Source organism: Micromonospora sp. DT48, assembly GCF_049844495.1.
Lineage (GTDB): Bacteria > Actinomycetota > Actinomycetes > Mycobacteriales > Micromonosporaceae > Micromonospora.
The window spans coordinates 90492-111586 of sequence record NZ_JBNCLE010000015.1; the positions used below are offsets into that span (position 1 = coordinate 90492).

A 21095-nucleotide genomic window follows, 5' to 3' on the forward strand; every position below is an offset into this window, starting at 1 on the left:
AGCCAGCTGGTCGGATCGCCGTAACTGGCGAGCGCGGTGAACTGCTCGCTGCCGTTGGCAATCGCGAAGCCGGTCTATTGCCAACGGCCGTTCGGCAACGGCCTGGATGGGGCAGCACGGAGCCTCCCACACTGATCGTGGTCACATCGGTGGTCACCGTCCAAGATTAAATGACCATCATCGCCATATCCAGCGGCAGGAGACGTCAGTTACCTGGGAGGGGTATTTCCTGCTCAAGGCACCTGTCGGCATCCTGCGGCATGGCGTGACGGAATTGTTACCATACTGGCAGTGTGGGGGTCAGGGGTTCGAGTCCCCTCGGCTCCACCAGGATTGAACTGGTGATATAGAAGTGCGGCGATGATCTCTGTGGTTACCGCCGTGATCACAGAGATCCGTTACCGTGGTCTTCGCAGTCGTCGCGTGTGACCACGGGAGGCACAGACGAAGGTTCTCTGTGACCACGGGGCGAGGGAGTTTCGTAGCCCCTCGACCACGTTTGTGCATGCCTGAGGTCGAGCTGCCGGGTAGCCTTGCGTCTTGGTCGCCTCGCCGCTGGACGCATTCCGGCAAAGCCAGAGTCCTCTGCGGTTGGGCTCACTGAGGTGATCTCAGCGACGCATAGAGGTTGATTGGTGCGACACGGGCAAAGGTGTCGAGTCGGGTGCCGGGGCCCTGGATCCCGGGAAGGGCCGCACCCGCGCATGGCATCATCACCGATCAAGGTTCTGCTGCCAACTACACCCTGGGGCCACTGTTGTCCGCGCAGTCGTCGTTGAACAGCTTTGTCGAGGACTTGGCGACCCAACTCGCCGGGCACGGCTTCGAGCGCGGAGAGGATGGGCGTGTCTTCCGTCGGTCTTCGCCACGAGGGGACGTGCTCATCGTCGAGGTTCAGTTGTCCGACCACTCCAGCCGGCGGGAGAAGGCCTTTTACATCAACATCGGCCTGGTGCTGGCGCCGGAGTGGGAATGGAATCGGCAGCGAACCGGGCGGCCAGCTTCGGAGCTGCCCCGCCATTACGACGGCGGGTGGCGTCGGCGGCTTCGTTCCTCCGGGCTGTCGGGCGACGACCAGTGGCGTATCGCCGACGAGGAATCCGCAGCCCAGGTTTCCGCGCGGGTACGACAACAATTGGGCGACCTGATGCCGCAGCTTCTGTCGCTGCTCGACCGGGACGTCGTGCTGAACCAGACCCCGGACATTCTCGGTCCGGGCACCTGGCTGACCCGCGCCTGGATACTGGCTGGGGAGGGTTGCATCGACGAGTTGGAACGTCTGTTGTTCGTGGACAGACCGGCCCGTACCCATGACTCGGTGCCGGTCCGCATGGTGTGGAGCTATGCCACCGGCCGAGCTTGCTCAGCTTGACTGCCCGGTTTCACTTCCGACTGACGTCCATGTGGTGTGCGGGTCAGTACCTGTAGGCCCGCGTTGACCCGAAGCGCTCGCCGGGCTGCCTGATCTACGCGCCGTCCCCTGCTCCTCCCGGCGTCAGCCTCTCGCTGCGGCGGCCGCGTGCAGCGCGCGGCAGACCGGCGGGGGTGTCCAGCGGCGCCCGCCCCGGCAGCCCGCCGCGAGCGCACCCACCGCCACGATCGTGCCGGCTAGGCCAGCCACCGCGATTCCGGCGGCCCGGCCCCCGGCTAGTTGCTGGACCAGCACGAATACGCCCATGACGACGACGAACCAGCCGAACGCAGTGCGGAGTACGGCCTCGGCGACGCGCCCGGCGAACCGGCCGCCGACGAGGCTGCCGACGACGGCAGCGGTGGTCACCGCGGCCGCGAGGCTCCAGTCGATGCTGACGCTGGGCAGGTAGCCGGCCAGGCCGGCGATGGACTTCATCGCGATGACCACCAGCGAGGTGCCGACAGCCACGGGCATGGGCAGGCCGCCGAGCAGGGCGAGTGCGGGCACCACCAGGAAGCCGCCACCGGCTCCGACGAGCCCGGTGACCAGGCCGACAACGGTGCCGTCCAGCACGACGCGCAGCAGCGGGAGTTCGGGGGACGTGGGTGCGGCGGGAACGTCGCGGCGGCCCCGGATCATCGCGGCCGCCGTGGCGAGCATCATCAGCGCGAAGCCGGTGAGCAGGACCGCTGCCGGGACGAACGCGGCGAGTCGGCCGCCGACGTACGCGCCGGTCATACCGGCGACGCCGAAGATCAGGCCGGTGCGCCAGCGGATCCGGCCGGCCCGAGCGTAGGGCAGCGCACCGACGGCGCTGGTCACGCCGACGACCAGCAGCGAGGTGGCGATCGCTTCCTTCGCCGGTAGGTCGGCGACGTAGACCAGCAGTGGTACGGCGAGGATCGAGCCGCCGCCGCCGAGCAGGCCGAGGCTGATCCCGATGAGGACGGCCAGCCCGAGGGTCAGCGCGAGGCTGCCGGTCACGCCGGCCGTCCGGTGGGCGAGCCGTCGCGCAGTTGGCCGACGATGGTGTCCAGGTCGCAGCCGGCGCCCCGGTTGTACGGGAGCCTGCTGAGCAGCATCCCCATCGCGCAGGTGTTGGTGAGCGCGGCGAAGGTGAGGCCGGTGCCGATGAACGCGGCGACCCACTTCAGCCCGGGTACGAACACCGAGGCCAGGATGCTGACCAGCACGATCGAGCCGGCGACCAGGCGGACCTGCCGCTCCAGGTCCCAGCGTGGGGTGCCCTGCTTGATCGGGGCGTTGGCGCCCTGCCAGGCCAGCATGCCACCGTTGAGGATCTTGAGGTTGGGTAGCCCGGCTCCGGCGAGCGCCTGCTCGGCCTGCGTAGCGCGGGCGCCAGAGCGGCAGATCAGCACCACGTCCTCGTCGAGGTGGTTGCGCAGTTCCTCGCGGTGCTCCCTGAGCAGGTCGAGCGGCACGTTGTAGGCACCGGGAATGTGCGAGGTCTCGAACTCCGCCGGGGTGCGTACGTCCAGCAGGCGCGGGGCGCGACCGGAGTCGATCAGCTCCCGCAGGGTGGCGGCGTCGAGGGTGGCGGGGCGGGAGGTCTCGGAGGTGGTCATGTTCTCCTCGTTCAGGATTACCGGTGGGGACGGGTTCGGGGACCGGCCGCTCTCCGGTGAGGCGCGGTCCGGTCGGCGACCGGTGGGCGCTCAGGGACGGTCGGAAGCCGGTTCGACCATGGCGACGCCGGCTGCTTCGGCCTTGTCGAACCGGTCGTCGATTGCGACGACGTCGCGGCCGGCGTTCGCCAGCAGCGAGGCGGCGGCGGTGGCCCGGTAGCCGGAGCCACAGTGCACCCAGACCGTGCCGGCGGGCACGTCGGCGAGGCGCTTCGGCAGGTCGGGTAGCGGGATGTGTACCGCGCCGTCGAGGTGGCCGGCGGTCCACTCGTTGGTCATCCGCACGTCGAGGACGACGTCCGGGGCGGGCAGCCCGGCGGGGGTGGCCCCGGCTCGGGCGGCGGCCAGCGCGGAGAAGTCGGCCATCCGCAGCTCGCGCAGTTGCCTGCGGTCGGTCGCCCACTGCCCGGCCTCGCCGGTGGCTTGGGCGGCGGGTCGGTCGATGCCGATGCGTACCAGCTCGCGCTGGGCGTCGGCGACCTGCGCGGGCGTCTCGGCCAGCAGGGTGATCGGCACCCCCCAGTCGACGAGCCAGCCGAGCCAGGTGGACATCGGTCCGTCGAGGCCGAGGCTGACGGTGCCGGCCAGGTGCGAGGCCGCGTACGCCTTGCGGTGTCGCAGGTCGACGACCCACTGCCCAGCGGCGATGCGCTGCCGCAGTTCGGCGGCGTCGGCGCGGCTCACCGGGGTGAGGTCGACCGGCGCGGGTCCGGCGGCGTTTGCCACGCCCATGTGGGCGTAGTACGCCGGGTAGGCGTCGAGGCCGGCCAGCGTCTCGGTCACGAAGTCGTCGGTGGCCAGCCGCAGCACCGGGTTGATTTGCTTCTCCCGTCCGATGGTCGACTCGGGCGCGTCGGACTGGCTGGCCGAGCAGAAGCTGCCGAACCCGTGGGTGGGCCACACCTCGGCGCCGTCGGGCAGCAGGTCCGCCAGCCGCTTGGCCGAGGCGTGCTGGTGGTGGGCGAGGTCGTGGGCGTGCTGCTTGCCGAGCAGGTCGGTCCGACCGGTGGTGCCGAACAGCAGTGAGCCGCCGGTGAAGACGCCGGCCGGGTACCAGCCGCCGTCGGTGGCCTCGTCGAGGATGTACGACAGGTGGTGGAAGGTGTGCCCTGGCGTCGCGACGACCCGCAGGCGAAGGGAGTCGGAGACGGGAACTGTGTCTCCGTCGGTGACCGCCACCCGGTCGAAGTCGACCTCGTCGGCGGCCGCCACCAGGTATTCGGCACCGGTGAGTCGGGCCAGTTCCAGCCCGCCGGAGACGTAGTCGTTGTGGATGTGCGTCTCGGCCACGTGGGTGATCCGGACGCCCTTCTCGCCGGCGAGGTACAGGATCCGGTCGATGTCCCGCTGCGGGTCGACCACGACGGCCACCTCGCCGTCGTCCGCGAGATAGCTGCGGTCGCCGAGCGACGAGGTCGCGATGACGGACACCTGGACGGTCACGGTCATTCTCCTTGTCTGTCTGGTGTATACCCGGGGGGGTATGCGGAGAGCGGACGTCCGCTCGGGCTGACGGGCACGTGCGGACTACCCGTTCCCGGCGCGGTCACGCCGGGAACGGTCGGCTCCTGGTGGGGCGGCGCCTTCTCGTCTCGGCTCGACGACGATGCGCTCCGGGGTCAGGACAGGGCGAGGAACAGCTTCTCCAGCTCCTCCTCGGTCATTTCGGGCTGCTCGCCCCGCTCCCGGGCGAGGTTGCAGTGGCGCATGCCCGAGGCGATCAGCTTGTAGCCGGCGCGGTCCACCGCCTTCGACACGGCGGCCAGCTGGGTCAGCGTCTCGCGGCAGTCCTGCCCGGTCTCGATCATCTCGATCACGGCGTTCAACTGGCCGCGGGCCCGCTTGAGCCGGGTCAGCGCGTCAGCCGTCATCTCGGGTCGCAACTTCACCTGTCCACCTCCGTCTCCGAACATACCCCCAGGGGTATGGGGTCGTCCACTGCCGTCCGGGGCGACCGAGGCGGGCGCTTCCGCCCTCGAAGCCGCGGTTGCAACGCGTGGCCGCTGGGGAAGGGGACGCTGTTGTCCGCGCAGTCGTCGTTCGACGGCTTTGTCGAGGACTCGGCGATCCAGCTCGCCGAGCACGGCTCGCGCAGGTACGGAGCTTCCCCAGCTCGCCGTCACTGACGACTGACGCCCATGTGGTGCAGGACGTTGCGGGTCAGTGCCTGTAGGCCCGCGTCGATCGCGAGGGCGCCCGGGTAGTTCGTGGAGCCGGCGTTGAACACCCGACCGCCCGTCCGGCGTTCCCAGTAGATGAGGTCGGCGCCGTGACCGGGGTCGGCTCCCCAGTGCGCGACGAAGCGGGGGCCGTGGTCGGCGTGCGCGAGGACGGTCAGTCCTTCGGGGCCCGGTGTCGGCATGCCCTGCACCTCGGGTAGGCCGTCGACCTCGTAGCCGCTCACGGCCGGGCCGTCGTGTGACCTGGTCCCGATCAGGTTTCCGGGCTCGGTTGGCACCAGCTGCGGTTCGTGGAACAGGAAGTGATCGGGTGCGGTGACCGTGAACGGTGCGAACGCGGTCCGGTCCCCGCTGTCGATCCAGCCCAGCGTCTCCAGACCCAGCAGCTCGCTCGGCGGCTGCCCGAGGTGGGACCACTTGCCGCCGGGACGGCCGTCGGTGTGCCAGCGCTCACCCCACTCGTCCGGCGGCAGCCAGGCCACCCCGGTTCCCTCGCCGGGGTGCGTCGTCTTGCGGGTTTCGATGACCTTCGTCTGCCGGTCGTAACTGACGCGCCAGAAGGCGGTGTTGCCGCTGAGGCACACCACGTTGCCGCCGCCGCGCAGGTACGCCTCGACATTGTCCCGCATGTCCTGCGTCCAGTACTCGTTGTGGCCCACGATCATCAGGGCGGCGAAGCGCTCCAGCAGGCCGGGGTCGGCGTCGAGTTCCGCGTCGGTGACGCACTCGTAGGCGTAGCCCTCGCGCGCCAACCAGGACTCCGCGTGCCGCTCCGGTCGGACCAGGTGCTGGTGGACGGTGGCGTCGCGCAGGTGGCTGCGGTGCACGAAGGGCTGCACCCGTGGCAGTGGCATCCTCAATCCCAGGTTGAAGAACAGCCGGCCGCTGATGTTGCGGGTGTAGGCGGAGGACATGAGGCCCGGGATGTTGACCCCGTCGACGGAGCGCCGCGCGTAAGCGGCCCAGGTGAAGGTGGCGTACAACAGCGCGACGGAGCGCGGCCGACGGGGTTGCGGGCGCACCACGACGAAAGGCAACTCCAGCGGATCGTCGTCGGCACCGACCAGGGTCACCCGTACGTGGTAGGTCCCGCTGTCCGCGTCCTGCGGCACCACGATCTCGGCCGCCGCGGGCCATCCGCAGTCGACGAGGTCGTCGGAGGAGAAGCGGACACAGCCGCCCCGGGTCGGGTCGGTGTCCGGGTCGTAGCCCGGTTGGCCGATGGCTCGGGAGGCGGGCGGACCCGGGATGTTCAGCGTGGGGGTGTTGACCAGGGTCAGGTGCCGGTCGTTGCCGCTGACGTCCACCGCGGTCGTGCCCGACCGTTCCCGTAGCGGCCAGTGGGCCAGCAGCGCGTCCGTGGCCACCGGCACGGTCGGCGACATCGCCCGGTCCTCGGTGAGCGTGACCACCTCGTGCCGGGTCAGCGTGCGGGAGAAGAGAGCCACGCTGCTCACGTCGCCGTCCAGCAGATGGTCGACGAGGCCGCTCTGTGCGGCGGCGGCGACGCGTAGTGTGCCGCCCGTCGAGGTGCCCACCGCCGCTGCACCTTCGGCCGCGACGGTGCCGTCGACCCACAGCCGCACCCGGTCGCCGTCGATGGTGCAGGCGAGGTGGACCCACTCCCCGAGCCGGCTCAGCAGGGACGAGTCGGCGAACGTCCAGTTCACCCGGTCGTGGTGCCCGCCGTCGCCGACGTAGCAGCCCGGATGCCCGTCAGCGTCGACGCCGATCGCCCAGCCGCACCGGTCGGGGTAGTCCAGGTCGCTGACGACCGCCGCCCAACTGGACGTCTCCACGGTGGCGGGCAGGTGCCACACCCGGACCCAGGCGGAGATGGTCGAGGGGCGCTCGGTGGGGCTGTTCGCGGCGACACCGTACGAGCCGGGGTGCACGTCGTGCCGGTTGGCCGAGGTCGACGCGGCACGTCCCAGCCAGGTCACCTCGGCCCGGTCGGCCGCGTCGTCCGGCTCGGGTAGCAACAACGCGTCGCGTCCCAGGCGGCCCACGGCGATCTCGTGCGCCGCCGGAGCGGAGAGATGCACCCGCAGCGTCTCTCCCGGGCGTACGCCGAGCGGATCGACGTAGCCCATGAGACCGGAGATCCGTACGGGACGGTGTGCGGGCGCCCGATGTCCGCTCGGGTCACCGAGGCGCACCTTCCACCCGGTGGTAAGCGCTGCCTGTCGCGCATCTGTTGGCATGGGGTCTCCTGGTCGACGATGGCGCGGCGATGGTGGTCGCGCCGCTGATGCGGTGCCGGCCGACCAAAGCGATGGGTGACCAAAGGCCGCTCGTTATCGCGATTTTATTGGACATTGTCCACCGATTTATCACGGAAAGCGATTAGTGCATTGCGCCGAGTAGTCTTTCGTCTTTGTGTTGTCCCCGATATATGCGACAGGGCGGAAGTGGCAACCTTCTCGGTGCGGGGGCGGTAGTCGACCCGAAACCTTGCTGTCGGTATCGCGGAAATCACGTACAGGTATCTCCGGCATTCGGGCAATATCACTGAGCATCCAACGGAACTTCTCAAAGTAGGGCTGCGGGGGCTTTCGTCGTAGCGCTCACTGAGTGAATTGCTGCGTTGTCGGGGTGTGACCACGGGGTGTCTGAGTATCCCGATTAATCACTGTCAAATGCCACTATCGCCGATTTTTCGCTTAGTGGGGGCGGGTAGTCTTCGCGCGCGGCACCGAATGCCCGATTGGTCGGAAACCGTGCTGTATCGCAGGTGGAGGCCACACTCGGTCCTGTCGTGACGAGGTGGCTACTCTCCGAAACATTGCTGGTCTCGAATGGACCTACCCGGGTGTAGGCCGTCTGGCCTGGACATTCGCGTCCAGCCATGGCTGAAACATTGTCGTCATATGTAAGACACACATTGCACATGTGTTTTTCACGAGTGGCATGTGAGTAAAGCAGATCGGCGTTGTCGGCGAGTGCGAAAACTGCCTGCTCAAGAGCGGTTTCGGGCAGTGGGGTTGCATTGCCCGTGCCCTTGTGGGTCGTCGGAATCCTCGCCGGGGTATTGGTCCATGCGGCGGCAGAAGGTAATCCCTCTTAAGCGTGTCCGGAGGGTGAACATGTCGTTCTGTAAGGACGACGAAGTGGCGCATGTCACTGCGACCGAAGCTTTCATGGGCGTCGGTCTGGTGTGCGCGTATATACCCGAAACGATCTGGGGGTGAGCAATGGTAACAGGATGATGTAGTAGCCTTTCAGCCCTGTATCCGCTCGCAATGAGCTTGTACGCTCCTCCTGTCGTAACGGGAGGCCCCCGCACTAGCTGCCGTTTTGGATGAAAGTGCTGGTCGGGGGCTGTTTGGCGCACTATCGGGACACACGGGGGTGGTCCATTGGTCTGTCCGTATTGACCTGTATCGCGGCGGCTGCGTAGCTCATGAGAAACGCATGGGTGCGGCGGTCGTGAAAAATGCATGGATCCGGTAGCCAAATTGGTGGAACCGGCCCTGTAGTCACCCCTTCGGTCACTTAACGAAAAGGTTAAGCGTATGCACGACGCCTCTGCACACGCCTCGCACGCACCCGCCTCCGATGTCCCGACACAGGTTTCGAACGGAACGCCACCCCCGGTGCTATCAGGCGCTGCTGATCCGGCCCGTGCCGCCGACGAGCTGTACCGCCGGCTCGTCAGCACGCAACCAGGTCGGCAGCGGCGGAAGCTCATGACCTCGTTCCTGGTGGGCCAGGTGGCTGAGATCGCCGGCCTCGCCCCTACCGATATCGACGAGACGCGGCCGTTCGCGGAACTCGGCCTCACCTCCCAGTCCATCGCCGAGCTGGCGGAACGCCTGCGGGTGGCGACCGGGGCGGAGCTGTCGGCGACGGCCGGCTGGCGCTACCCGTCCATCGCCGCTCTGGGTGACCACGTGGCGGAGCTGATGGGCGTCCAGCTGGATCGCGCGACAGAGAGCGTCGGGCAGAAATGAGCGCGCCCCAGCGAACGGACATCGCGGTAGTCGGTGTGAGCTGCCGGTTCCCGGGCAACGTCCGGGGCCCGGAACAGTTCTGGGAGTTCCTCCGGACGGCGGGGGACGGCATCACTGAGGTTCCACCGGACCGCTGGGACATCGACGAGTTCTACTCGCCGGAATCCCAGGTCCCCGGCCGGATCAGCAGCCGCTGGGGTGGGTACCTGGACCGGGTCGACGTCTTCGACCACGAGTTCTTCTCCATCGCTGAGCGCGAAGCCCAGATGATGGATCCGCAGCACCGGATCTTCCTGGAGTCGGCGTGGGAGGCGTTCCAGGACGCGTCGGTCGATCCGACGACCCTGGCCGGCTCCCGGACCGGCATCGTGCTCGCGATGACCGGCATCGAGTACGCCACCGAGGTCTTCAGCGACCTGAACCGGATCTCCGCGTACTCGGCTCTGGGAACGCTGCCCAGCATGGCCGTCGGCCGGCTGGCCTACATGCTCGACCTGCACGGCCCCGCCACGGTCCTGGACGCCGCGTGCGCCTCGGGGCTGGTGGCCGTCCACCGGGCCTGCCGCGACCTCCAGACCCACGACGCGGACATGATGGTCTGCGGGGCCGTCAACCTGCTGCTCGGCCCCGAGGCGAGCATCGCCCTGTCGCAGCTCAACGAGTCCTTCGTGGGTGACGGGCGGATCAAGGCGTTCGACAAGGACGCCGACGGCTTCGTCCGGGGTGAGGGCTGTGGCGTCCTGGTGCTCAAGCGCCTGGAGGATGCGGTCCGCGACGGTGACCCGATCCGGGCGGTGATCGCGGGCTCGGCCGTCAACCAGGACGGCAGGGGCGCCGGGCTCACCGCTCCCAACGGCGCCGCGCACCGCGACCTGATCCGCCGCGCGCTCGACGACGCCGGGTTGGCACCGAACGACATCGGCCTGATCGAGGCCCACGGAACCGGCACCAAGCTGGGTGACCCCATCGAGGCCCAGGCACTTACCGAGGTGTTCGCGGGCGACGGCGGGCCGGATCTCCTCCTGGGATCGGTCAAGTCCAACTTCGGACACCTGGAGACCGCCGCCGGTATGGCCGGCCTGATCAAGGTCATCCTCGCCGTCGAGAAGGGGTTGGTCCCACCGACCTGCAACTTCTCCGAGCTGAACCCGCGCATCGACTTCTCCGGCAGCCCGCTGCGGGTCGTCACGCAGGTCGAGCAGTGGCCGGACCGGCCCGCCGGGCGGGTCGCCGGGGTGAACAGCTTCGGCCTCAACGGCACCAACGCCCACGTCATCGTCCGGGAGGCACCGCCGCGCGTGCGCCGTGCGCCCGCCGAGCAGCGTCCGGTCGCCACGCTGGTGCTGTCGGCGAAGACGCCACGGGCGCTGACCAAGACCGCCCGACGTCACCAGGTCTGGCTCCGCGACGACCTCCCGCTCGACACGCAGTGCGCCGCCGCCACCGTCGGGCGCACGCACTTCCGGCACCGCCTGGCCGTGTCCGGTCGGGACGTCCAAGAGGTACGCCGAGCGCTGGCCGAGTACGTGCGGGGTGACTCGCCCGGCCGGCTGCTTGTCGGCCAGGCGGCGAAGGACCCGGAGGTGGCCTTCCTCTTCAGCGGTGCCGGCACCTACTACGACGGTGCCGCCGCCGGGCTGTTGCAGCAGGTGGAGGCGTTCCGTGCCGCGGTCGCCGAGGTCGACGCCGTGACGAGGAAGCTGGCCGGCTGGTCCGTGCTCGAAGCGCTCGAACGGCCCGCGACGGTGGACGACCCGAACGCGCGGACGGAGCACCAGACGCTGCGCCTGTTCGCCATCGAGTACGCCCTGGCCACCACCTGGCGGTCCTGGGGTGTGGAACCGGCGGCGCTGATCGGGCACTCCCTGGGCGAGTACGTCGCCGCGACGTTCGCCGGTGTGCTGGATCTGGAGCAGGGGATCGGGCTGGTCCTGGAACGCTCGCGCCTGCTCGACGGCCTCGACGCACCGGGCGTGATGGCCGGCGTGTTCGCCGCCGAGGCGGAGGTGACGTCGATCCTCCGCTCGCACCCGAAGACCGCCGACGTCGTCATCTCCGCGGTCAACGCCGCTACCCAGGTGACGCTCTCCGGCGATCCGGAGGGCGTCGAGCAGGCCACACGCATGTTGCGCGAGGCCGGCTTCGAGGTCCGTCCGGTCGACGCGAACCGGTCGGGTCACAGCCCACTGGTCGAGCCGATCCTCGCCCCGCTGCGCGACTACTGCCGAGGGCTGGAGATGGCACCCCCGGCGATTCCGCTGGTCTCCAACGTCACCGGCCGACCCATGCCGTGGGACCAGGCGCCGGACCCGGACTACTGGTGTCGCCACACCCGTTCCCCGGTGCGGTTCGCCGACGGTGTGTCCTACCTGGCCGAGTTGGGGATCTCCACGTTCATCGAGGTGGGCCCCGGTGCCGAGCTGCTCGGTATGGCGCTGGGCAACTTCGCCGCCGGCGACGACGTCCTCATGGTGCCGAGCCTTCGCCGCCGCCAGGACGACCTGGGGGCGATCAGTACCGCGCTGACCCGGCTGTACGTCCGTGGCGTGAACATCGACTGGTCCGCGTTCTACCGCGGCGTCGACCACCACGGTGTCACCGCGCCGACCTACCCGTTCGAGCCGGTGAGGTGCTGGCACGGCATCGACTCGGCGGCCCGGCGCACGCGGACGGACAGCGTCGCCGACCAGGTCGACAGCCCCCGCGTGGACGACGGCCCGGTCGACGTCCCGAGTGGCGAGACGGCAGCGGCGGTCTTCGCGGTCACCCGCGAGGAACTGGCCAGCCGGTCGCCGAGGGAGGCGAAGGACCTGCTGGTGCAGCAGCTCACCGCAGCGCTGACCACCGCCATGGGCTTCTCCAACACGGAGATCGACCCCGACGTCACGCTCACCGAGCAGGGCGTCGACTCGCTGATGGCGATCGAGCTGCACAACGCCGTCCAGGGTGCGCTGGCAGTCGACCTCACCATGACCGACTTCCTCCGGGACGCCACGGTCAGCGGCCTGGCGTCGACCATCCTCGCCAGGATCGAACAGTCACGGACGGACGAGCCGGCCCAGAGTCCGATCGCCGTCATCGACCGCCGTCAGCTCATGGCAGAGCAGCTGCTCAGCCGGTTGAGCACTGAGGAAAACGGGACGAGCGCATGACGCAGGACTTCGACGAGCGCCTGGCCCGGTTGACGCCGGAGCAGCGTGCGCGCTTCGAGCAGTTGTTGGCCGAGCAGGACCAGAGCGTCAGTTTCCCGCTCTCCGTCCTGCAGGAGGGCATGTGGTTCCTTGAGCAGCTCCAGCCGGGCAACCCCGCGTACATCGGGGTCTCGGCGGTGGAGATCGCGGGACACCGCCTGGACGTGGGTGTCCTGGAGCGGGCCTTCGAACAGGTGGCGCGGGTCCACGAGGTGACCCGGACGACGTTCACCGTCCAGGACGGCCGTCCGGTCCAGGTGGTGTCGGCACCGGCGAAGGTGTCGATACCCGAGATCGACATGCCGGGTGCCGACGACCGGGCGGTCGCCGAGCGGGCGTGGCAGGCCGTGGCGGCGGAGGGCTTCGACATCCAGGTGTCGCCGCCGCTGCGCTTCGCGGTCATCCACACCAGCCCACAGCGGTCCGTGCTCGCTGCCGCCGCGCACCACCTGATCTTCGACCGGCAGGCGTTCGGGATTCTGCTCGGGATCCTGTCCGACGCCTACCTGGCCCTGCTCGACGGCAAGCCCGCCGAGGTCGCCGCGCCGCGCATCCAGTACGGCGACTTCGCCGCCTGGCAGCAGCAACAGCGGGCCGGTGGCGCGTGGGCCAAGGAACTCGCCTACTGGCGTCGGGAACTCCAGGGCGCACCCGCGTCGCTCGACCTGCCGGTCGACCGGCCCCGTCCGCTGGTGCAGGGGATGCGGGGTGAGCAGGTCCCGGTCACCCTGAGCGCGCAGCTCATGGAGGGGATCGCCACGCGGGCCCGGGAGACCGGCGCCACCCCGTACATGGTGCTGCTGACCGCCTTCATGATCGTCCTTCGTGGTTGGAGCGGGCAGGAGGACCTCGTCGTCGGCTCACCGGCGTCGAGCCGCGACCGGCCCGAACTCGGCGACCTGCTGGGCTACTTCATCAACGTGCTGCCGATCCGCGCCGGGATCCGTCACGACGACAGCGTCCGTACCGTCATCGGCGACGTCCGTCGGGCCTGCCTGGGTGCCTACGAGTACCACGACGTGCCGTTCGACCTGGTGGTGGCGGACCTCAACATCGCGCGTGACCTGAGCCGGCCGCCGGTGTTCCAGGCGAGCTTCACCTACGGCCGCGAACCCGTGCCGGGCAACGGCTTCGGGGGACAGCTGCGTCGCCTGGAGACGCCCAGCGAGGGATCCCGGTTCGACCTCGAGATCCAGGCGTTCCACCATGACGCCGAGCTCGAGGGCTGGCTCGAGTACGACCGGGACCTCTTCGACCGGGCGACGATGGAGCGGCTCGTCCGCCACTTCCGCAACGTCTGCGCGGAGATCGTGGCCGACATCGACCGGCCGGTCGGCGAGATCGACCTGATCGACGCGCAGGAGCGCCACCAGTTGGTGGCGGAGTTCAACTCCACCGACACCGCGTGGCCGGAGCGTCCCCGCTGGGTGGACGAGTGCTTCGCCGACCGCGTCGTCGACCAGCCGGGTCAGCCGGCGGTGGTGTTCGGGACGGAGCAGCTCACCTACGCACAGCTCGACGAGCGGTCCAACCGGCTCGCCCACGCGTTGATCGCCGCCGGGGTGGGCCGGGACCGGATCGTCGCCCTCGCCCTGCCGCGCAGCATCGACCTCGTCGTGGCGGTGCTGGCTGTGATCAAGGCGGGGGGCGCCTACCTCCCGCTCGACCTGGACTATCCGTCGGCCCGCATCGCGGGGATCGTGGACGGGGCACGTCCGGTCGTCCTGCTCACGCAGTCGGCGCAGGCGTCCCGACTGACCGATCTCGACGTCCCGGTCTGGGCCCTGGACACCGAGGTCGACCGGCTCGCGGCCATGCCGACGGCCCGCCCGGAGGTGACCCACACCCCGGACGACGCCGCCTACGTCATCTACACCTCCGGATCGACGGGCCAGCCCAAGGGCGTGATCAATACGCATCGCGGGTTGAGCAACCGCCTCTGGTGGATGCAGCAGGCGATGCCGATCGGCACCTCGGACCGGGTCATGCAGAAGACCCCGTACACCTTCGACGTGTCGGTCTGGGAATTCCTGTGGCCGCTCATGACGGGTGCCGCGATCGTCGTGGCGGCACCCGACGGGCACCGCGACCCGGAGTACCTCGCGTCCGAGATCCGGCGGACCGGGGTCACCACGCTCCACTTCGTACCGTCGATGCTCCGGGCCTTCCTCGACTCGGTGGGCGAGGTGCCCGCGTCGGTCCGCCGGGTGGTCTGTAGTGGGGAGGCGCTGAGCGCCAGCCTGCGCGACCGGGTACTCGACTCGTCCGACGCCGACCTCTACAACCTGTACGGGCCGACCGAGGCGGCCATCGACGTCACCTGGTGGGACTGCCGACGGGAACCGCGTACTCCGGTGGTCCCGATCGGCAGGCCGATCGCGAACACCCAGGTGCACCTGCTCGACGAGCAGGGACGGCTGGTGCCGTTGGGGGCGCGCGGGGAGATCTGCCTCGGCGGCGACAACCTGGCGCGCGGATACCTCGGCCGCCCCGACCTGACCGCCGAACGCTTCGTCGAGAACACCGTCGACCCGGCTCGCAGCCCCCGGCTCTACCGGACCGGGGACCTCGGTCGCCGACGTGCCGACGGTGTCATCGAATACCTGGGTCGCCTCGACGACCAGGTCAAGCTACGCGGTCAGCGCATCGAACTGGGCGAGATCGAGTCCGTCGCGCTGCGGCACCCGGCCGTGTCCGCGGCAGTCGTGGTCATGCGCGAGGTCCGGCCCGGGGACGAGCGGCTCATCGCGTACCTGGTCGCCGCCGCCGGAGCCGACGCCGACACCGAAGCGGTCCGCGACCACCTGCGTACGCACCTGCCCGACTACATGGTCCCGGCGCACACCGTCTGGTTGGACGCGATACCGCTCAACCGCAGCGGTAAGGCCGACCGGAAGGCGTTGCCCGACCCGGTCCTGACCCGGGAACCGGGCCGCGACTACGTGCCGCCGGCCGACGACCTGGAGGAGCGGATCGCGGCGCTGTGGGTCGACGTCCTCGGCGTCGACCAGGTGGGACGCGACGACAACTTCTTCGACCTCGGCGGTCATTCGCTGCTTCTCACCAAATTGCGCGATCGGCTGGCCGCCGACCTCGGTCACGAGGTGAGCCTCGTGGACCTGTTCCAGAACCCGACCGTCGCCTCCCTCGCCCGCCTCCTGGCGGGTGGCGGGGACGACGCGCCCGTCGCGGTCGCGGACCGCGCGGTCGACCGCGCCGCGAAGCGCCGCGGTTCCCTCGCCTCTCGTCGCGCGTCCGCGGCGCGACGGTCCGCCGCCTCCAGCACACGAGAAGGTTCATGAAATATGTCCCAGGACACAGATCTCCCACGCGTAGCAGTCATCGGCTTGGCCGGTCGGTTTCCGGGTGCGAACGACATCGACGACTTCTGGCGCGGTGTCGTCACCGGCCGGGACTGCCTGACGAGGTTCGACCACGAGTCGGCCGCCGAGCCGGGGCAGGTCCCGGTCAAGGGTGTGCTGGAAGGGGCGGATCTGTTCGACGCGGGACTGTTCGGTTTCAGCCCGAGAGAGGCTGAGGTCCTCGACCCGCAGCAGCGGATCTTCCTGGAGTGCTCGTTCGCGGCGCTCGACGACGCCGGCATCGTCCCCGCCTCCTTCGACGGCCGGGTCGGTGTGTTCGGCGGCTCCTCGCTGAACACGTACCTCATGAACAACGTGCTGCCGGACACCACGGCGATGTCCTCGCTGGGCCCGTACCAGGTGATGCAGGCCAGCGACAAGGACTTCCTCTGCACCCGCGTCGCCTACAAGCTCGGGCTCACCGGACCGGCCATGACGGTCCAGACCGCCTGCTCGACGTCGCTGACCGCGGTCCACCTGGCCTGCCAGAGCCTGCTGGCCGGTGAGTGCGACGCGGCGCTGGCCGGAGGCGTGAGTATCGGTGCGCCGCTGGAGCAGGGCTACCCGTACCAGGAGGGCGGCATCGCCAGCCCGGACGGGACGTGTCGGCCGTTCGACGCCGAGGCCAACGGGACCGTGCCCGGCAACGGTGTCGGCGTCGTGGTGCTGCGCCGCCTGGAAGACGCGATCGAGGACGGCGACACCATCCTCGCCGTGATCCGAGGGACGGCGGTCAACAACGACGGTGGACACAAGGCCGGCTACACCGCGCCGAGTGTCGACGGTCAGGCGTCGGTGATCCGGGAGGCCCTCGCCGTCGCCGGGGTCGGTCCGGAGGAGATCGATTACCTGGAGGCGCACGGCACCGCTACCGATCTGGGCGACATGATCGAGGTCGCGGCCCTGCGTCAGGTGTTCGGCGAGACGTCGGCCACCCCGCGGGTGCTCGGGGCCGTCAAGGGCAACGTCGGCCACCTGGACGCCGCCGCCGGGATCTGCGGCTTCATCAAGACCGTCCTGTCGCTGGTCAACGAGTGCCACGCTCCCACCGCCCACTTCACCTCGCCGAACCCCCGGCTCGCGCTGGACACCAGCGGGTTCGAGGTGCTGAGTGAAGCCCGGCCCTGGCCGCGCGGCAGCCGGCCACGCATCGCCGGGGTCAGCTCGTTCGGGATCGGCGGGACCAACGTCCACGTCATCCTGGAGGAGGCGCCGCAGCTGGCATCGGCGTCCCCGGCCACGAGCGACGACGAACCGCTGCTCTTCGAGCTGTCCTCCAGCAGCGCGCAGGCCGTGGTGGAGACCGGCCACCGCCTCGCCACGCACCTGGAGGAACAGCGCCCCGCCCTCGCGGAGGTCACGGCTGCCCTGTCGCGCCGCCGCGACCTCGACTGGCGGGCGGCCGTCGTGGCCACCGGCCACGACGAAGCGGTCCGCCGGCTGCGCGATCTGGACCCCGGTCAGGTGGTACGGAGCCGCCCGCGTCGCCGCGTGATCTTCATGTTCCCCGGACAGGGTGCCCAGTACCCCGGCATGGCCGCCGGGCTGTACGCCGCCGACGAGACCTTCGCGCGCGCCTTCGACGAGTGCGCGGCGGCCTTCAAGGAGCAGGCCGGTCTGGACCTGGCCGACCTGGTCCTCGGCGAGCGCACCCCGCAGGCCGACGAGCGGTTGGCCCGGACCGAGTTCACCCAGCCGGCGTTGTTCACCGTCGAGTACGCGCTGGCCCGCGCCTGGATGTCGGTGGGTGTCGAGCCGGCGGCGATGGTCGGGCACAGCATCGGCGAGTACGTCGCGGCCTGCCTGGCGGGGGTCATGGACCTGCCCGACGCGGTCCGCCTGGTCGCGGCCCGGGGACGCCTGGTCCAGACGATGCCGACCGGCGGCATGCTCGGGGTGACGCTCCCCGCGTCCGACGTGACGAAGCTGCTCGCCGAAGAGGCCCCGGACTGTGTCGTCGCGGCGGTCAACGCGCCGGAACTGGTGGCGGTCTCCGGGCCGGTGGACTCCATCACCCGGCTGGAGAAGCACCTGGACTCGGCCGGTGTCGGTAACCGCAGGCTGCACACCTCGCACGGATTCCACAGCCCGGCGATGGAGGGGGCGGTCGAGCCGCTCAGCGCGGTCGTGGCCACGGCGACGCTGCGCGCGCCGAACATCCCGTTCTACTCGAACACCAGCGGATCGCTGATCACCCCGGAGCAGGCCCAGGACCCCGGGTACTGGGGACGGCACGTGCGGGAGCCGGTGCTCTTCGCCGACGCGATCGCCGAGCTGCTGACCGACGACCGTACGGTGCTGCTGGAGGTGGGACCGGGCCGTACGCTGGGCGACCTCGTACGCCTGCGTCCCGACCGGGCTCCCGACCACGTCGTGGTCTCCTCGCTGCGCCACCCGAACGACCGGGTCAGCGACCGGGAGACCATGCTGGCCGCTGCGGGGACGTTGTGGGCGGCCGGTGTCGAGTTCGACCACCACCGCCTCGCGCCGACGTCCGCGCGACGGGCCCGGCAGGTGCCGGCCCGCGCGCTGACCCGCGAGCGCTACTGGATCCACCCCGAGACCCGGGCGGTGGGTACGGCTTCGGCCGATGCCTCGACGACCGGCCCGGTCGTCGTGCCGACCTGGCGTCGAGCCGCCGCCAAGCCGGTCGGCGAGGGCCGCCCCGAACAGCGTTGGGTGGTGCTCGACGACTCCACCGGACTCGGCGACGCGCTCGCACGGGCCCTCGACGCGTCCGGCCGCGCGGTCCGCCGGATCGGACCGTCGGAACTGGACGGACCGGCACTGACGCGACACATCTCAGAGGCCCTCGCCGACGGCGGAACCGAACTGGTGGCCGTGGTCGTACCGGGTGAGGCGGCTGACGAGGCCGACGGACGTCGGCGCACCGCGCAACGGCTGATCGACCTGTCCCAGGCGGTGGAGGGGCTCGACCCCGAGACGCCGCTGACGGTCGCCACGCTCACCCGAGGGGTCTTCGACGTACTCGGCGACGAGCGGACGGTGGTCACCGACGCCATCGGTCAGGGCCTCGTCGCCGGGCTGGCGCACGAGCGCCCCCGCTCCCGCCAACTGGTCGTGGACATCCCCGGGGACGACCCGTGGATTCCGGCGGTGGTGGCGGCGCTCACCGCGCACAGCGGCGTCGTCGCGGTGCGCGGGCGGCACTGCTGGATCCGGGAGTACGCCCCGGCTGTCACCTCTCCCGGGCACTCGCTGCTCCGCGACGGTGGGACGTACCTGATCACCGGAGGATTGGGCGGCGTCGGTCTGGCGCTGGCGCAGCACATCGCCTCCCGGGTGACCCGGCCCACCCTGGTCCTGGTCGGCCGGCGCGGCGAGGTCGCCGGTGAACTGGCGGAGCAGTTGAAGTCGGTCGCCGAGCTGGCGGAGGTCGTCACCCTGGCCTGCGACGTGTCCGACCCGGCGGCGGTGGCCCGCCTGGTGGACGACCTCGCCGACCGTGGTCACCGGCTCGACGGCGTGATCCACGCCGCCGGGGTCAGCGGTGGCGCCATGGTGGCCCGGTCGACCGTCGACAGCGTCGACGACGTGGTGCGTCCCAAGCTCGACGGAGCCCGTGCCGTGGCGTCCGCGTTCGCCGACCACCAGCTCGACTTCCTCATGCTGTGCTCGTCCCTGACGGTCACCACCGGTGGCTTCGGGCAGGGCGACTACGCCGCGGCCAACGCCGCGCTCGACGCGCTCGCCACCCAGGGGCTGGCCGGGCATCCGGTCGTGTCGGTGCAGTGGGGGCGCTGGGAGGGCGTCGGGATGGCATCGGCGATGCCGGTCGGGGCGCCGGGCCGTTCCGACTCGTCGGGGTCGGACCACCCCCTGATCGGCTCCCGGAACGTGGTGTCCGAGTCGGAGGAGGTCCTCACGACGACCCTGCGTACCGACAAGGACTGGGTGGTCGACGACCACCGCCTCATGGGCCACGGGCTCGTCCCGGGCACCGCCTACCTGGAGATCGTGCGAGCCGCTCTCGCCGACCGCGCGGGCGGGGGCACGGTCGAACTGCACGACATCATGTTCGTCCAGCCGGTCGTCGTGCCCGACGGTGCCGAACGCACCATCCACACCACCGTGCGGGAGGTGGGCGAGGGCAACGTCGAATTCACCATCCGCAGCCGCGATACGAGCGGTGGGGTCTGGCAGGCACACGCCACCGGATGGGCGCGGATCGCCGACGCCGTCGAGGACACCTACCGCGACCTGGCCGAGGTGCGTGCCCAATGCCGCGTCCGGGAGACCCTGGGATCGCGCCGGGAGATCCTCGAACGGGCCCGCGCGGAGCGGTGGACCGACGGTCCGCTCCGGTTCCAGGTCGGCCCCCGGTGGGAGGTCCTGGACACGTTGGAGCTGGGCGAGGGACACGTGCTGGCCCGGCTGGCCCTCAACGAGCGGTTCTGGGACGACGTCGACACGCACCACCTGCACCCCGCCCTCCTCGACATGGCGGTGGGCGTCTTCCGGATCGACGCCGACGACCCGAACTACCTGCCGTTGAGCTACGGCGCCGTCCGGCAGCACCACCCCCTGACGCCGGTGATCTGGTGCCACGCGTGGGCGGCCGAGCGGAACCGGGACTCCGTCGAGACCCTCTCGTGCGACATGGAGATCCTCGACGCCGAGGGGAAGGTGCTCGTCGAGATCACCGACTACTCGGTCAAGCGCGTACACGACGTCGACTCCCTCATGGAGCAGATCACCGGCAGCGTCGAGGCGGCCCGCGCGCTCGTCGACCGTCCGGCTGAGCCGGACGTCCTGGACGAACTCTCGCGCGGTCTGGACCTGGCGACCGCCCGAGCCGCGTTCGACACCGTGCTGGCCTGCCGGGACCTGCCCCGCCACGTGCTCGTCACGCCACGTCCGGTGGCGGAGATGGTGGCGTTGGCGGAACGGGCCACCGAGGTGCTGTTCGGGGTGTCCGACCAGTCGGAACAGGCGGGCAGCCGCCATCCTCGGCCGGCCCTCGACACGCCCCTGGTCGAGCCGCGTACCCCGATCGAGGCGGACATCGCGGCGATCTGGGAGGAGACGCTCGGCATCGACAAGGTGGGTGTGCTCGACGACTTCTTCGCACTGGGCGGCCACTCCATCGCCGCCGTGCAGATCGGCACCCGGGTGCGCAGCCGGCTCGGCGTGTCCTTCGACCTCAAGGACTTCTACGGCACGCCCACGGTGGCGCACCTCGCGGAGCTCATCGCGGGAGCCGGGGACGCCGCGCCGGAGGCGGTGCCGCTGGTCCGGGTCGCCGACGAGATCGACGACATGGTCACCGACATGACCCCTGAGGAGATCGACCGACAGCTGCGAGCGATGCTCGCGGAAGGGCACTGA

At 70.1% G+C, this 21095-nt stretch carries 10 protein-coding genes and 1 tRNA gene; 6 read left to right on the forward strand and 5 right to left on the reverse strand.

The window, feature by feature from the left end; genetic code table 11:
- Window positions 1-198: 198 nt before the first annotated feature.
- Window positions 199-330: transfer RNA gene (locus ACLQ2S_RS19335), tRNA-Ala, on the forward strand.
- 334 nt (window positions 331-664) lie between these two features.
- On the forward strand, window positions 665-1372 hold the full coding sequence (locus tag ACLQ2S_RS19340; RefSeq protein WP_425702242.1) for a DUF4304 domain-containing protein: 708 nt from the start codon (window positions 665-667) through the stop codon (window positions 1370-1372).
- Window positions 1373-1495: 123 nt separating this feature from the next.
- On the opposite strand, the gene ACLQ2S_RS19345 is transcribed toward ACLQ2S_RS19340, so the two are convergent.
- From ACLQ2S_RS19345 to ACLQ2S_RS19365, 5 genes are all read right to left on the reverse strand, one after another.
- Entirely contained in the window at window positions 1496-2398 is a 903-nt protein-coding gene (locus tag ACLQ2S_RS19345) for a sulfite exporter TauE/SafE family protein (RefSeq protein WP_425702243.1), read from the reverse strand.
- Window positions 2395-3000: a rhodanese-like domain-containing protein gene (locus ACLQ2S_RS19350; protein ID WP_425702244.1), complete on the reverse strand. Its 606-nt coding sequence runs from the start codon at window positions 2998-3000 to the stop codon at window positions 2395-2397. The genes ACLQ2S_RS19345 and ACLQ2S_RS19350 overlap by 4 nt, the downstream gene beginning before the upstream one ends.
- 90 nt (window positions 3001-3090) lie before the next feature.
- Window positions 3091-4503, reverse strand: coding sequence for a rhodanese-like domain-containing protein (locus ACLQ2S_RS19355; protein ID WP_425702245.1), 1413 nt, complete (start codon window positions 4501-4503; stop codon window positions 3091-3093).
- A gap of 176 nt (window positions 4504-4679) precedes the next feature.
- A complete protein-coding gene (locus ACLQ2S_RS19360) occupies window positions 4680-4949 on the reverse strand; it encodes a metal-sensitive transcriptional regulator (RefSeq protein ID WP_309222628.1) in 270 nt (89 codons plus the stop codon).
- 230 nt (window positions 4950-5179) lie between these two features.
- Window positions 5180-7333, reverse strand: coding sequence for a N,N-dimethylformamidase beta subunit family domain-containing protein (locus ACLQ2S_RS19365; RefSeq protein WP_425702246.1), 2154 nt, complete (start codon window positions 7331-7333; stop codon window positions 5180-5182).
- A 1596-nt stretch (window positions 7334-8929) separates the two neighbouring features.
- Between ACLQ2S_RS19365 and ACLQ2S_RS19370 the strand changes: the two genes are divergently transcribed.
- The 4 genes from ACLQ2S_RS19370 to ACLQ2S_RS19385 are packed head-to-tail and all read left to right on the forward strand — an operon-like array spanning window position 8930 to window position 21095.
- The gene (locus tag ACLQ2S_RS19370) at window positions 8930-9193 is read left to right on the forward strand and encodes an acyl carrier protein (RefSeq protein WP_230462305.1); all 264 of its coding nucleotides are present in this window, start codon (window positions 8930-8932) and stop codon (window positions 9191-9193) included.
- Window positions 9190-12345 (forward strand): type I polyketide synthase, encoded by a 3156-nt coding sequence (locus tag ACLQ2S_RS19375; RefSeq protein WP_425702247.1) that lies wholly within the window; start codon window positions 9190-9192, stop codon window positions 12343-12345. The genes ACLQ2S_RS19370 and ACLQ2S_RS19375 overlap by 4 nt, the downstream gene beginning before the upstream one ends.
- Window positions 12342-15686 carry a non-ribosomal peptide synthetase gene (locus tag ACLQ2S_RS19380; RefSeq protein WP_155215052.1) on the forward strand — a complete coding sequence of 1115 codons (3345 nt, stop codon included), beginning with the start codon at window positions 12342-12344 and terminating at the stop codon, window positions 15684-15686. The genes ACLQ2S_RS19375 and ACLQ2S_RS19380 overlap by 4 nt, the downstream gene beginning before the upstream one ends.
- A 3-nt stretch (window positions 15687-15689) precedes the next feature.
- Window positions 15690-21095, forward strand: coding sequence for an SDR family NAD(P)-dependent oxidoreductase (locus ACLQ2S_RS19385; protein WP_425702248.1), 5406 nt, complete (start codon window positions 15690-15692; stop codon window positions 21093-21095).